Genomic DNA, 13432 nt, shown 5'->3' with positions numbered 1-13432 from the left:
CATGGTTCAGGCTCCCAGCAGGCTTTGACCGCACACCCGCACCACTTGGCCGTTGACCCCACCGGACGCCGGATGCGCCAGCCAGGCGATGGCCTCGGCCACGTCGACCGGTTGGCCGCCTTGAAGCAAGGAATTCATGCGCCGCCCGGCCTCGCGGATCAACAGCGGGACTTTCGCGGTCATCTGCGTCTCGATAAACCCTGGCGCCACCGCATTCACCGTCACCTGCTGCGCCGCCGCACGCGGGCCAGGCCCTGCACCAGGCCGATCACCCCGGCTTTGGACGTGGCGTAGTTGCTCTGCCCGAGGTTGCCGGCGATACCGGAAATCGACGAGACGCACACAATCCGCCCACCGGGGTTCAGGCCGTGGTTGTCCAGCAGCGCCTGGCTGAGCTGCAACGGCGCCTCGAGGTTGACCGCCAGCACACTGCGCCAGGAGGTTTCGGTCATCTTGGCGATGGTCTTGTCGCGGGTGATTCCGGCATTGTGGACCACCACATCGAAGGCGCCATACTGGCTGACATGCGCCTGCAATAACGCGGCGGCATCCGGCGCGGTGATGTCAAGGGGCAATGCCGAACCGTCCACACTGTCGGCGGCCTGCTGCAGCGCCGACTGGGCCTGGGGCACGTCGACGCACACCACATGGGCACCGTCGCGCGCCAACACCTGGGCAATGGCCAGGCCGATGCCGCGGGAGGCGCCGGTCACCAGGGCACGACGGCCGGCGAACGGTTTGTCCCAATGGAAGGTGATGTGACTGTCCACCGGCTTCTGGAGGCGTATCACTTGCCCCGACACATAAGCCGAACGGCGCGACAGGAAAAAGCGCAGGCTGCTGTCCAACGCGTCTTCAGCGCCCGGCGCCACGTAGATCAATTGCACGGTGATCGCCCGGCGCAGCTCCTTGGCCAACGAGCGCACCAGCCCCTCGAGCGCGCGCTGGGCGACGGCCTGGGGCAAGTCCTGGCAATGTTCCGGTGCGGTGCCGAGTACCACCACGCGCGCGTGTTGGCTCAGGCGTCTGGCGTTGGCGTGAAAAAATGTATAGAGCTCATCCAGGTGCTGCAGGTCGGCCACGTGCGTGGCATCGAACACCGCGCCCTGCACCTTCACCGTCGACGGCGCCTTGACGGTCGCCGGGGTGGCGGCGACGGTGTCGGTGCTGCTGAAGAGGCGATGTACGTGCTCGGTCAGGCGCCCTGCCCCGGCGACGATGACCGGGTTGGCCAACCCGTGCTGGCCGCTGCGATGGCGCTGCAGGGGCAAGGGTTGCGGCAAGCCGACGGCCTGGGCCAGGCGGCGCCCCCAGGGGGAATTGACGAAAGAAAGGTAGCGGTCACTCATAACACAAATCCTGCTTTGTAAATCCGATCAAATGTGGGAGGGGGCTTGCCCCCGATAGCTGAGTGTCAGTCAGTGAATCTGCATCTGAGCCACCGCTATCGGGGGCAAGCCCCTCCCACATTGGGACCGCGTTTGGATTAATTGACCGAAGCGTTTTCGCTTTGGCTGGCGCGACGTTTGGCGGGCTCCAACGCCTGCTTGCGCTGCTGCAGGGCCTCCAGCAAACCGAAGTCCTGCGGGAAGTCGTCGACCTGGATGCCGTGGTCGGCGTATTCCACATAGCGTGCGAGCAAAGCGTCTTCGTCGTCGCTGATCAGGTCCAACGCCCGTGCCTTGACGCGCCAGCCGGTAAAGGCCGCAGACGAAATCGGCATTGGCGCGAGCAGGCCTTGCTTGATGACGGGCTTGAGCCGTGCCTCGATCAGCTCCACCTGGGGCAACAGGCGGAACCCCAGTTCGCCATAGGCCAGCTTGTCGATTTCCGGGCGCGGGATGTAGGAGTTGGCGAGCAAACGGTCGCGGGTTTCGCCGGGGGTCTGTACGACCTCGGCGACTTGGGCCAACAGGCGATCCGACGGTTTGCGCAAAGGAATGCCAAACGGGAAACTCAAGGCCCGCAGTACTGCCGCAGCGGCTTTGGACGGGTAGTTGTCGAGCACTTCGGCCAGCGCTTCATGGGCACGCAACAATGCGTCCTGGGCCGCCCAATGCACCAGCGGCAAGTCGGCCTGGGGCCGGCCGTCGTCCTCAAAGCGCTTGAGCACGCAAGACAGGATGTACAACTGCGACAGCATATCGCCCAGGCGCCCGGTGATACTTTCCTTGCGCTTGAGGGTGCCCCCCAGCACCCCCATGGAAACATCCGAGACCAATGCCAGCACCACCGACAGACGATTGGCCTGGCGGTAGCAGGAAGCCAGCGCCGGGTCAGTCTTGGCCGGCGCAGAAAGCAGCCGGCCGGCGGTCAGCGCATGTACCGTGGCACGCACGGTGTTGGCCAGTACAAAACTCACATGACCGAACATCGCGCTGTCGAACGCCCGCAGGGCCTTGCGCTGGTCCGGGTTGCGCGCCGCTTCCATTTCGCGCAGCACATAGGGATGGCAGCGGATCAGGCCCTGGCCGTAGATGATCAGGCAGCGGGTCATGATGTTCGCGCCTTCCACGGTGATGGCGATGGGGCTTTGCTGATAGGCGCGCGCCAGGAAATTATTGGGCCCCATGCAGATGCCCTTGCCGGCGACGATGTCCATGCCATCGTTGACGATCATTCGCGCGCGCTCGGTGACGTGGTATTTGGCGATGGCCGAGATGACCGAAGGTTTCTCGCCGGCATCCAGGGACGCCACCGACACCTTGCGCACCGCATCACAGGCATACAAGTGCCCGGCCATGCGGGCCAACGGTGCCTGCACCCCTTCGAACTTGCCGATGGGCAGACCGAACTGCTTACGCATCGCGGCGTAGGCGCTGGTACCACGGACCGCCACTTTGCCCAGGCCGACGTTGGCCGACGGCAGTGAAATCGCCCTGCCCGCCGCCAGGCATTCCATCAGCATGCGCCAGCCGTTGCCAACTTGTTCGCGACCGCCGATCACCCACTCCAGCGGAATGAACACATCCTTGCCGGTGGTCGGACCGTTCTGGAATACCGCATTCAGCGGCCAGTGGCGACGGCCGCTGTTCACGCCTGGATGGGAGGTGGGAATCAGCGCGCAAGTAATGCCCAGGGCACCTGCGGCACCGAGCAAACCCTCCGGGTCCTCGGCACGGAACGCCAGGCCCAGCACCGTGGCAATCGGGCCGAGGGTGATGTAACGCTTGTCCCAGGTCACGCTGAACCCCAGCACCTCCTCGCCTTCGTACAGGCCCTTGCACACAATCCCCACATCGGGAATGGCCCCGGCATCGGAGCCGGCATACGGGCTGGTCAGCGCGAAGCACGGAATATCCTCACCCCGCGCCAGACGCGGCAGGTAATAGTTGCGCTGGGCCTCGGTGCCGTAATGCAGCAGCAGTTCGGCGGGGCCCAGGGAGTTGGGCACCATCACCGAAATGGCCGCCGCCGAGCAGCGGGTCGACAGTTTCATCACCACTTGGGAGTGCGCGTAGTGGGAGAAGCCTTTGCCGCCGTACTGCTTGGGAATGATCATGCCGAGAAAGCCGGCTTCCTTGGTGTATTGCCAGCCCTCGGGGACATGTCTTGCCACACCTGGGTGGTTTCCCAATCGTTGGCGATGTCGCACAGGGTTTCGACTTCGTTGTCGAGGAACGCCTGCTCCTCGGCACTCAGGGTGGCCGGCGCGGCTTGCAGCAGGCGCTGCCAGTTGGGTTTGCCGCTGAACAGCTCGGCGTCCCACCACACGGTGCCCGATTCGATGGCCGCACGTTCGGTGTCGGACATCGCCGGCATGACCGTACGAAACAGCCCCAAGGCCTTGCGGGTCAACAGCACGCGGCGCAGGGGTTTGATCGCCAGCAACAAAGCCGGCAACACCACCAGCACCGCTGCGACGGTAGCGCCGAATGCGGCCACTGCGTTGAACAGGTAGCCAGCCGCCAGCCATACCAGGCCGGCGCCCAGCCACAGGGTGGCAGCGGCTTGTCGATACGCCAGGGCAATCGCCGCGACGACACCCACCAATAACCAGATAACCATGGGATACCTCTACTTGATTCAGGGCGTGGCACCCGTGCGGACCGCTCGGATTGAGCGGGGCGTAGAGCCACACTACAAACTCGGGAAAATAAATTCAAATTTTGTTTTGAAATTTTTATTTAATGGTTTGGCGAAAATATTCAGGGCTGAACGAGTCAGCCTAATTGCATCAGTCATGTGGCTCCGATTAGGTTCTGCGGCTTGTTCTGTAAGCGTGTCAGTGTGCGCCGGGTCTCAAGATGCGCTGAATACCCGGCTTCAACACGGTCAGGTGCGTGACTAGAACTTATAGGTCGCCGACAAGCTCACGACGTCACCTGACGACTCAGCCTTCCCGTCCAGTTGAGCAGCGCCGAGGCGATCGACGTTCTTGGTTTTCAAGTTGACCTTTTCGACGAACTGGTGCGAGTACGCGCCATCCACTGACAGGCCCGGCACTGCCTTGATGTCGTACCCGGCACCAAACGCCAGGAAATAACGATCGCCATCAGGGATCCGCGGGTCACGCGTGGAGTTACGGGTAGGCGTCTGGTCATACGCCACACCTGCACGCAGGGTGAGTTCGTCGGTGGCTTTGTAGTCGCCGCCGATTGAGGTCATCCACGCGTTTTTGTAGTTGTAGGGAATGGCAACAATGGTCGAGCCCTGAGACTTGAGTGTGAGATCCTGGAACGAGGACCACTCAGTCCACTGAGCACTCACACCGAGCGTCCAGCGGTCATTGAACTGATGGACCCAGTCAATCGCAGCAGTCGCCGGGATATCCAGTTGCGCACTGGCATGCGCGCCATCCGGGAACAGCTTGAGACCGGGATAGGCCATTTCAACCAGCGTCTCTCCGTTCGGACCAATAGGGTTGGTCATTGTGTTACGACCGATGGCGTCCGTATAAACGTCGTACTTGCCGGTCATCTTGTTTTTGATCTTGGCGTGATAATTCAAACCCAGCGTGTCTTGCTGCGTCGGTTTCCACACAACGCCACCAAACCAGCCTACCGAGATGTTGTCGACTTTCACGCGTATCAGGGAATGCCCAACACCGGTCGGAAAGCCAGTGCCGCCAAGCCCGGGAGAAACATCTGCGGCAGCCAACAGATCAACGTTCTGACTGACGTTGCCCTGGCTGCGCTGAACGATGGCACCACCACCGATCGAAAATTCATCATTGACCTTGAACGACAAGGAGCCTGTCAGGCCGATGGTCTCGATTTTGGTGTCGACCGCGAAATCCCGCAGTTTTGAGTTTTCGTTCCACGTACTTTTCATACCTTGCGGTACGACCTGGCTCAGGCCAAAAGCGAAGCGGTCGCCGATAGGCATGACCATAAAACCAGTGGGCAGCCATGCGGTGAAACCGCCCTGGCCGCCATTATTGGTATTGAGGGTCGGATCGCCCAGGTTGCCTTGGTCATCCAGCACTGGCGTATTGGTCACCGGGTTGCCGTTATGGTCATACGCCTGGCCGGAATATTTGATCTTGATCCGGGCGTAATCGACGGTCTGCTGCACGATGGTTGAATCGATGAACGCCATGGCCGCTGGGTTGTTGTACGCCGCACTCGGGTCATTCTTGAACAGAGAACCGCCACCAAATGCGCGGCCCCAACCGGGGGCGCCATAAGTGGGCGTGGAAAACCCGCCCGCCTGCACATGCCCCGTAGTGATCAGGCCTCCCAACAGGGCCAGTCCCAGTAACCTGTAAGCGTGTTGTTTCTTATTATTCATGCGGTACTCCCTATTATTATGTGCGCCCGGCCCCTGCCGGTGGGTCGTGTAGCCATGGAGCGTTGTTCAAAAGCGCCTGTACTGGAGCGGTGTATGACAATCAGGGATAGGTGATAAGCGAATGCGATTTACCGTTGACCGGCGCCTCGCGGGGGCGCCGGCATTTCAACGGGTGATCAGCCCTTTACGGAGTCACGCGCTTACGGGTTTACCGTGAGCGTCGGGGCCACAACGTTCAGCGAAACCACAGTGCAGTTTCCGCTCAGCGACTGATTGGCGGCCGAAAGGGTTTTGGTCCCTGCAGCCCAAGTGACTGCGATAGGGGTTGGTCCGCAGTTGGTGGCTGGGATCGAGTTGATCTTGTAGCCGACATTGGTCACGGTACCGGTGGTGCCCGTCGCAGCAGTCAATACCCAAGGCAGGTTAGTCAGCGTTGGCAAGGCGCACAGACCGCCGCCGGTCAGCGTTGCGCCGTTGATCGAGGCCACGCCACCGCTAACGTTGCCGGTAAAAGTGATGCCGCATGTCACTGCCGCGCCAAAAGACGAAGGCGACTTCACCACGATGGTGCCGGCGTTAGTCGAGAACGGACCGTCCGGAGAGACGGAAGCCGCACTGGCCATCGACGCGGCGCCGAAGCACATTGCAAACGAAGTTGCACAAACGAGGGTTTTCAAGCTTTTCATTATTTTGCCTCACATGTAATGGCGAGTTATTCGCCTGGGGTAATGACCATGAACACGAAGTCACGGTGAAACTGCAGAACTTCGTATTCCAGCCAAATTCAGTTAAGTCCGACAACCTTATTCAACTACTTTGAAATCAGGCGGCATCTTGATTAATACCGTTTTAATGGTGCAGTCATCACCAATAGGTACATTGGCAGCCTCCAACTTGCCGGTGGCGTTATCCCACGTACCGACTGCGGTAGAAGGACCGCACTTGCCGCCCAGACCGAATGCATGCACGTCCACGCTGATCTTCGACATCGAGCCGCTTTTTGTATTCTTTGCAGTCAAGATCCATGGCAAATTAATAGCTTCGACCCGGCTGCACTTGAGCCCGCCATCGAACGCCACTTTGTCGATATTGACGGATGTCCCATCGGCCGTCACTTTGCCGGCCACCTTGATGGTGCAGTCGGCACTGATCAACGCGCCTTTGGAGAAGCTGATTGGGCCCTGGGCTGTAAACGCGCTACCGGCAGGTTCGATACGTGCGGCCTGTGCGTGATGCCACGCGATCAAGCCCAGCGCGGCCAGTACGACATTAACGGTGAACTTTATAGTGACCTGAGTTACTTGCATGTTTACGCCCTTCCCTTGAAATTATTTTCGTTCGGGTAAACAACCATCCTGCAACTAAGCTAACAAACAATCGACGTAGAAATCCTTATCGAAATACACTCGAAAAACGCGTTTTTATTTCAAATTAAAACGGCTTGGCTTCGCCGCTGTACTTCTCCAGATACTTCAAGCGCTGTGAAGGCTGGAGATTAGCCAAGTTGATATCACCGGCATAATGATTCAATACACGATGGTCCATCCGGCGCCGCCACAAATACGGCACATAGGCCCAGACAATCATGCTCGCGTAACCATAGGGAAGTTGCGGCGACTCATCAAAGTGGCGCAACGACTGATAACTACGCGTGGGATTGGCATGATGATCGGAATGCCGTTGCAATTGAAACAGGAAGATATTGGTGACTATTCGATTACTGTTCCAGGAGTGCCGCGGCGAACAGCGCTCATAACGACCATTGGGCAATTTCTGGCGCTTGAGGCCGTAATGCTCGACGTAATTCACCACTTCCAGCAACGAGAAACCGTAGACGCCCTGGATGATCAGGAACGGGATCACTGCCGCGCCCAGCCAGGCAATCATCGCGCCCCAGAGCAGCACGCTGTACATCCAGGCGCTGAGCACCGCGTTCTTCCAGTGCCAGGCCGGCAGGCCAAGTTTGCGCAGGCGTTCGCGCTCCAGGTTCCAGGCAGAGCGAGCGCTGAACCATACCGAGCGCGGCAGGAAGGCCCAGAAGCTTTCACCCAGGCGCGAACTGGCCGGATCTTCCGGTGTGGCGACGCGTACGTGGTGGCCACGATTGTGTTCGGTGTAGAAGTGCCCGTAGAACGTCGGCGCCAGCGTGACCTTGGCCAGGAACACTTCCAATGGCTTGGGTTTGTGCCCCAACTCATGAGCGGTGTTGATCGCGATGCCGGTAGCGGCCCCGGTGGACATCGCCATGCCCAGATAAGTGAAGCCACTGACGGGGCCGTGCAGCTCAGTGCGGGCGGTAATGAACGCTACGGCATGTGCCAGCCCGCTCGATGGATCGAGGGCCGCGGTGGCCCGCAGCAGCCCGCCGCCGATGATCCAGTCAATGCCGCCGGCGGCGAGCCAACCGGTGATCACGACCGAGGCGATCACAAACAGCACGCCGGTATAGACGATCCAACGGTAGTAGCGCTGGGATTCGAGATGGCTGACGGCAGATTCCGGCGGGTTGCTGAGGTCTTCACCCAACAGGCCGTCGATCAATGGGATCAGGCCGAAGATGACCAGCACACCGATCCACCACAGTTGCTGAATACCGGTGCCGATAGCCAGGGCCCCCGAGAGCAGTGGCGTCGCCAGGGGCATGATGCCGAGCCACCACAGGTAACGCTTGCCGTCGGCCCAGACGCCTGGCACCGCCAGGGACGGGTTCATGCCCACCTCCGAGCGCAGGCGAAGGCAGCAAACAGGAGGGCGGAGCGCTGACCGCTCCAAGACATCAACCATGCGATAAAAGGCGTTTTTTTCATTATTTTATTCGCTCTTAGGCATTTCAAAAAATGTTTCAAATTAGAAATTGAAATAATTTTTTAAATAAATAGCGCGGAATCGTTAGGTCGTCAACCAGTTTATCCGGGCCTTTTTGCGTGACCGGGCAGTCTCTTTTTCAGAGCGCCGGCCAGGTGTCTAGGGCGGGCGTTGACGCACTGGAACCGCAGATCGGATGGCATGGTTATTTACCCGCCATGGCAAACGAGGGCTGCAATACGGCGGCGCTTCGCGCAGGCCCAGCCCGTTTGGCAACCTGCTCGACCAACGCCACCACTCGTTCCGTGGCGGTAATCGGTAACATGTGCCCTCGGTCTTCCACCACCTGCAGCTTCAGCCCGGGCACCTTGCTGGCCAGGCCCTGACCGTGTTTCTGGAAGTCGAGCACGTTATCCCGGGCGCCGTAGATGAGGCCGATTGGCAGCGTCAGCAGCGGGTAGCGCTTGACCATGTCCGGCAAGTGATCGTTGACTCGGTTGATCTCAGTGGACGCGGCAAAGAAGTTCTCGGGACGCATCCCCAGCAAACCGCCGCCGCGCGTAGCGAAGTCTGGCGGGGCGGCATCGGGGGCGAACACGCCCTTGACCACCGAGCCCTTGGTCAACAGGCCAATGGGCAGGGTCAAGGTGCGCGACACCCAGCGTCGCAGCCAGGCAGGGCGCACGGCCAGGGGCAGGAACACCAACGGCAGCATGCGCTGGGGATGGGTCAAGGGCGCCACCAGGATCAAGCCGGATACCGAATGCGGATGGTCAAGGGCCAACGCCAGGGCAACCGCACCGCCCAGGGAATGCCCAAGCACCAGCGGCTGATCCAGCTCGAGGGTTTTGATAAAAGCGGCCATTTGGCGCGCCTGGGTCGGCAGGTCTGCCGCCGTGTGGTTGTGCCGACTGGAGTAGCCCGACCCTGGGCGATCGACGCTGATGACGCGGAACTGCCCACGTAACTGACCGGATAACGCGTAAGTCAGGTTGCGACTGCTGCCCATCAGCCCGTGGATCATCACCAGCGCCGGGCCTTGGCCTTCGTCTACATAATGAAAGCGCTCGCCATCCACCTCGACGACGCGCCCGTTGATCGGAACGGCGGTTTCAATACGCCGTGTCATCCAGGCGCTGAAAGCCCACGACACAGCGCTCGCGCCTATCACCACACCCGCAGCGACAACCCACTCGACAGCCATAGCTCGGTCCTCTGCTTCCCTGCTGTTGGCGACCCGATCGGGATTGATCAGGCCTCAACCTTCGTCCACACCTTGGACCCAGCCTCCATGCGCGTCTGTCGGACAAGTCGCATAGATCGAACAAGGTCCTAGCGTAGGCGAAATTTTCAGGTAGATTATTTAAAATCTTTTTTTAAAATAAATAATTCAATTTTCCTTTGCAATGGTGTTCTATCTAAAACACAAAAGAAAAACAGGAGCACATCCGATGCCCACCAAGGACCGCTTATGAATGCCCACAGCGACGCCATCGACATCGCCATCATCGGCTCAGGCTTCGCCGGCCTGTGCATGGCGATCAAACTCAAGCAAGCCGGGCTCAGCGATTTCTTCGTCGCTGAGCAGGCCGACACACTCGGCGGTACGTGGCGTGACAACCACTACCCTGGCTGTGCCTGTGACGTGCAGTCCCATGTCTACTCCTTTTCCTTTGCGCCCAACCCCGACTGGACGCGCCAATTTGCCCCGCAAGCGGAGATTCGCGCTTACCTGGAGCAATGCGCGCGGCGTTTCGGGCTGGCGCCGTACCTGCGTTTCGGCATGGGCCTGCAACGGGCGGTGTTCGATGATCAGCAGCAACGCTGGCAACTGACGTTCAGCGATGGCCGCCAAGTCAGTGCGCGAGTGCTGGTGTCGGGCATGGGTGGCCTGTCGCGTCCTGCATTGCCGGATATTCCTGGGCTCGACAGTTTCAAGGGCAAGCGTTTCCACTCGCAGCAGTGGGACCATGACTACAGTTTGAAGGGCAAGCGCGTGGCGGTGATCGGCACCGGCGCCAGTGCTATTCAGTTCGTGCCGCAGATTGCGCCGCAAGTGGCGCACCTGGACCTGTTCCAGCGCACGCCGCCCTGGATCATGCCCAAACCCGACCGGCCGATCTCAGGTGTCGAACGCTGGCTGTTCAAGCATCTGCCGGTGACCCAAAGGCTGGTGCGCAGTGCCTTTTATTGGGCGTTGGAAGGCCGCGTGGTGGGCTTTGCCCTGCACCCGCGCTTGATGAAGATGGTGCAGAAAATCGCCCTGCGTCATTTGCGCAAACAAGTGGCCCGCCCTTCCCTGCGCAAGATTCTGACGCCGGACTACACCATCGGCTGCAAACGTGTGCTGATCTCCAACGACTACTACCCGGCGTTGTCACGCAGTAATGTCGAGGTGGTGACCGAGCAGGTGCTGCGGGTCGAAGCCGATGGCGTGATCACCGCTGACGGCGTCAAGCACCCCGCCGATTGCCTGATCTTCGGCACAGGGTTCCAGGCCGCCGATCCCCTGCCCCGTGGCTGCATCATCGGGCGCAACGGCATCGACCTGATGGACACCTGGCACGACGGCGCCCATGCCTATAAAGGCACCACGGTACCGGGCTATCCCAACCTGTTCCTGATCGTCGGGCCCAACACCGGCTTGGGGCACAACTCGATGATCCTGATGATCGAAGCCCAGGTCGCTTACATCCTTGATGCGGTGCAACAGATGCAGCGCCAACGCATCGCCATGGTGGAGGTCAAACCCGCCGTGGAGCAGGCCTACAACGCGCAATTGCAAGGCAAGCTCAAGCGCACCATCTGGAATACCGGCGGTTGCCAAAGCTGGTACCTCGACCCGCGTACCGGCAAGAACACCACGCTGTGGCCCGGCTCGACGTGGCGGTTCAAGCAAGTCACCCGGCATTTTGCGCTCAAGGACTATGTGGTCAGCCGGGCGCCGGTTGTGCCTGTGCCGCGCGCCGCAGCAACCCCTCATTGCGCCACAGAAGGCAGTCTGTCATGAAGTCATTCACCGGCCGCGTGGCGGCAATTACGGGAGCGGCCTCCGGCATGGGTCGCGCACTGGCACTGGCCCTGGCACGGGAGGGTTGCCACCTGGCCTTGGCCGACAAGAACAGCCAGGGGCTGGAGCACACGCGGGACCTGGTCAGGACCTCGACCCTGTCGCCGGTGACCGTCACCACCCAGGTACTGGATGTCTCGGACCGCCAAGCCATGCTGGAGTGGGCGGCGCGGTGTGCGGCCGAGCATGGCCAGGTCAACCTGGTCTTCAATAATGCCGGAGTGGCGCTGTCGAGCACCGTGGAAGGCGTGGACTATGCCGACCTGGAGTGGATCGTCGGCATCAATTTCTGGGGCGTGGTGCATGGCACCAAGGCGTTCCTGCCTTACCTGAAGGCCAGTGGCGACGGGCATATCGTCAACACTTCCAGCGTGTTCGGCCTGTTCGCCCAGCCCGGCATGAGTGGCTACAACGCCAGCAAGTTCGCGGTGCGCGGCTTTACCGAAGCACTGCGCCAGGAGCTGGACCTGCAACGCTGCGGCGTCTCCGCCACCTGCGTGCATCCTGGCGGGATTCGCACCGACATCTGCCGCAGCAGCCGGATCGACGCGAACATGACCGGTTTCCTTATCCACAGCGAACAACAAGCGCGCGCCGATTTCGAAAAACTGTTTATCACCGACGCCGACCAGGCCGCCAAGGTGATCCTGCAAGGCGTGCGCAAAAACAAACGCCGCGTGCTGATCGGCCGCGACGCGTATTTGCTCGACCTGCTCGCCCGGTGCCTGCCGGCGGCCTATCAAGCGCTGGTGGTGTTTGCCAGCAGGCGCATGGCGCCTAAACCACGCACGCCCGTGTTTGAAACCAACGACGAGCCCCGTCTCTGAACAGGAGCACACCCCATGTTGCCGATTCGCCGTGATATCCGCTTCGCCCTGCCCGCCGGGCGCATCACCAACTGGCATGAACAAGGCCCGTTCATCACGCACTTTTTCAATGCCCTGTCGCTGCTGTTTCCCCAGGGCGAGCTGTTTTTCATGGACAGCGTGCGCCACTACCGTTCCCGCATCGACGATCCGGACCTCAAGAAAGAAATCCAGGGCTTCATCGGCCAGGAAGCCATGCACAGCCGTGAACACGTGGCCTACAACGACCTGCTGCAAGCGGCAGGCCTGCCGGCGCACAGCCTCGATCGCCGCTTGAAATTCTTTCTCGACCTGCAAAAGAAGCACTTGCCGCCGTCCTTTAACCTCGCGGTGACCATTGCCCTTGAGCACTACACCGCGATGCTCGCGGAAATCCTGCTGAGCGACCCGTCGCGTTTCGGCGACTCACTCAAGGGCTACCAGCAGATGTGGTACTGGCACGCCCTTGAGGAAACCGAACATAAAGCGGTGGCCTTCGATGTGTGGAACCGGGTGATCACGCCTGGGCCCAAGCGCTACTTGCTGCGCACCGGCACCATGCTGTTTACCACGCTGCTGTTCTGGCTGGTGGTGTTCGATTTCCATGTGCGCCTGTTGATTGCCGACCGCAAGTCGGGTGGGCATCTGCAGGGGTTCTGGCGCATGCTCAAGTTTCTGTATGCCCCCAAGGGCATCTTTGCGCGCATGCTGCGGCCGTGGCTGCACTATTTCAAACCGGGCTTTCATCCTTGGGACCATGACAATCGGGCACGGTTGGAGGGGATAGACGCACTGGTCGAGGAGATCGAGCGGACCAATCGGGGCTACGAGGCGGTCTAATGTGGGAGGGGGCTTGCCCCCGATGGCGGCCTCTGGGCCGACCAGGATGTTGGATCGGACCGAGTACATATCCGTTTCTGCGGTCACGGCTGTTATGGGTTCCGCTTTTACAGCGGCTCACTTTTGAAAAGCGTGTACG

General features: G+C 60.6%; 8 protein-coding genes and 2 pseudogenes. 3 read left to right on the top strand and 7 right to left on the bottom strand.

What is annotated here, in order from left to right:
• Window positions 1-6 precede the first annotated feature (6 nt).
• The 7 genes and pseudogenes from C4J93_RS12585 to C4J93_RS12555 form a co-directional block, all read right to left on the bottom strand.
• Window positions 7-1349: pseudogene (locus tag C4J93_RS12585) on the bottom strand (3-oxoacyl-ACP reductase).
• Between the two features lie 137 nt (window positions 1350-1486).
• A pseudogene (locus C4J93_RS12580) lies at window positions 1487-4008 on the bottom strand (acyl-CoA dehydrogenase).
• Between the two features lie 279 nt (window positions 4009-4287).
• Window positions 4288-5733: an outer membrane protein transport protein gene (locus C4J93_RS12575; protein ID WP_124429490.1), complete on the bottom strand. Its 1446-nt coding sequence runs from the start codon at window positions 5731-5733 to the stop codon at window positions 4288-4290.
• Between the two features lie 200 nt (window positions 5734-5933).
• Window positions 5934-6419: an alkane oxidation protein activator PraB gene (gene praB, locus C4J93_RS12570; RefSeq protein ID WP_124370554.1), complete on the bottom strand. Its 486-nt coding sequence runs from the start codon at window positions 6417-6419 to the stop codon at window positions 5934-5936.
• Window positions 6420-6536: 117 nt separating this feature from the next.
• Window positions 6537-7040, bottom strand: coding sequence for an alkane oxidation protein activator PraA (gene praA, locus C4J93_RS12565; protein ID WP_124429489.1), 504 nt, complete (start codon window positions 7038-7040; stop codon window positions 6537-6539).
• 124 nt (window positions 7041-7164) lie between these two features.
• Entirely contained in the window at window positions 7165-8445 is a 1281-nt protein-coding gene (locus C4J93_RS12560) for an alkane 1-monooxygenase (protein WP_124429488.1), read from the bottom strand.
• A gap of 298 nt (window positions 8446-8743) precedes the next feature.
• Window positions 8744-9742, bottom strand: a complete 999-nt coding sequence (locus C4J93_RS12555; protein WP_124429487.1) for an alpha/beta fold hydrolase — start codon at window positions 9740-9742, stop codon at window positions 8744-8746.
• A 267-nt stretch (window positions 9743-10009) separates the two neighbouring features.
• Between C4J93_RS12555 and C4J93_RS12550 the strand changes: the two genes are divergently transcribed.
• The 3 genes from C4J93_RS12550 to C4J93_RS12540 are packed head-to-tail and all read left to right on the top strand — an operon-like array spanning window position 10010 to window position 13293.
• Complete coding sequence (locus C4J93_RS12550) at window positions 10010-11548, top strand: NAD(P)/FAD-dependent oxidoreductase (protein WP_124429486.1); 1539 nt, start codon at window positions 10010-10012, stop codon at window positions 11546-11548.
• Window positions 11545-12435, top strand: a complete 891-nt coding sequence (locus tag C4J93_RS12545; protein WP_124429485.1) for an SDR family oxidoreductase — start codon at window positions 11545-11547, stop codon at window positions 12433-12435. Before C4J93_RS12550 ends, C4J93_RS12545 begins: the two co-directional genes overlap by 4 nt.
• A 15-nt stretch (window positions 12436-12450) precedes the next feature.
• On the top strand, window positions 12451-13293 hold the full coding sequence (locus C4J93_RS12540; RefSeq protein ID WP_124362647.1) for a metal-dependent hydrolase: 843 nt from the start codon (window positions 12451-12453) through the stop codon (window positions 13291-13293).
• Window positions 13294-13432: the final 139 nt, after the last annotated feature.

This window comes from Pseudomonas sp. R2-37-08W, from assembly GCF_003851705.1.
In the GTDB taxonomy this organism is placed as follows: domain Bacteria; phylum Pseudomonadota; class Gammaproteobacteria; order Pseudomonadales; family Pseudomonadaceae; genus Aquipseudomonas.
This window is presented reverse-complemented; position numbering and strand designations above follow the sequence as displayed.

Coding starts and splice junctions, on each gene's coding strand:
- praB (WP_124370554.1), bottom strand. CDS start 6,419: ATGAAAAGCTTGAAAACCCTCGTTTGTGCAACTTCGTTTGCAATGTGC.
- C4J93_RS12555 (WP_124429487.1), bottom strand. CDS start 9,742: ATGGCTGTCGAGTGGGTTGTCGCTGCGGGTGTGGTGATAGGCGCGAGC.
- C4J93_RS12575 (WP_124429490.1), bottom strand. CDS start 5,733: ATGAATAATAAGAAACAACACGCTTACAGGTTACTGGGACTGGCCCTG.
- C4J93_RS12545 (WP_124429485.1), top strand. CDS start 11,545: ATGAAGTCATTCACCGGCCGCGTGGCGGCAATTACGGGAGCGGCCTCC.
- C4J93_RS12560 (WP_124429488.1), bottom strand. CDS start 8,445: ATGAACCCGTCCCTGGCGGTGCCAGGCGTCTGGGCCGACGGCAAGCGT.
- C4J93_RS12540 (WP_124362647.1), top strand. CDS start 12,451: ATGTTGCCGATTCGCCGTGATATCCGCTTCGCCCTGCCCGCCGGGCGC.
- praA (WP_124429489.1), bottom strand. CDS start 7,040: ATGCAAGTAACTCAGGTCACTATAAAGTTCACCGTTAATGTCGTACTG.
- C4J93_RS12550 (WP_124429486.1), top strand. CDS start 10,010: ATGAATGCCCACAGCGACGCCATCGACATCGCCATCATCGGCTCAGGC.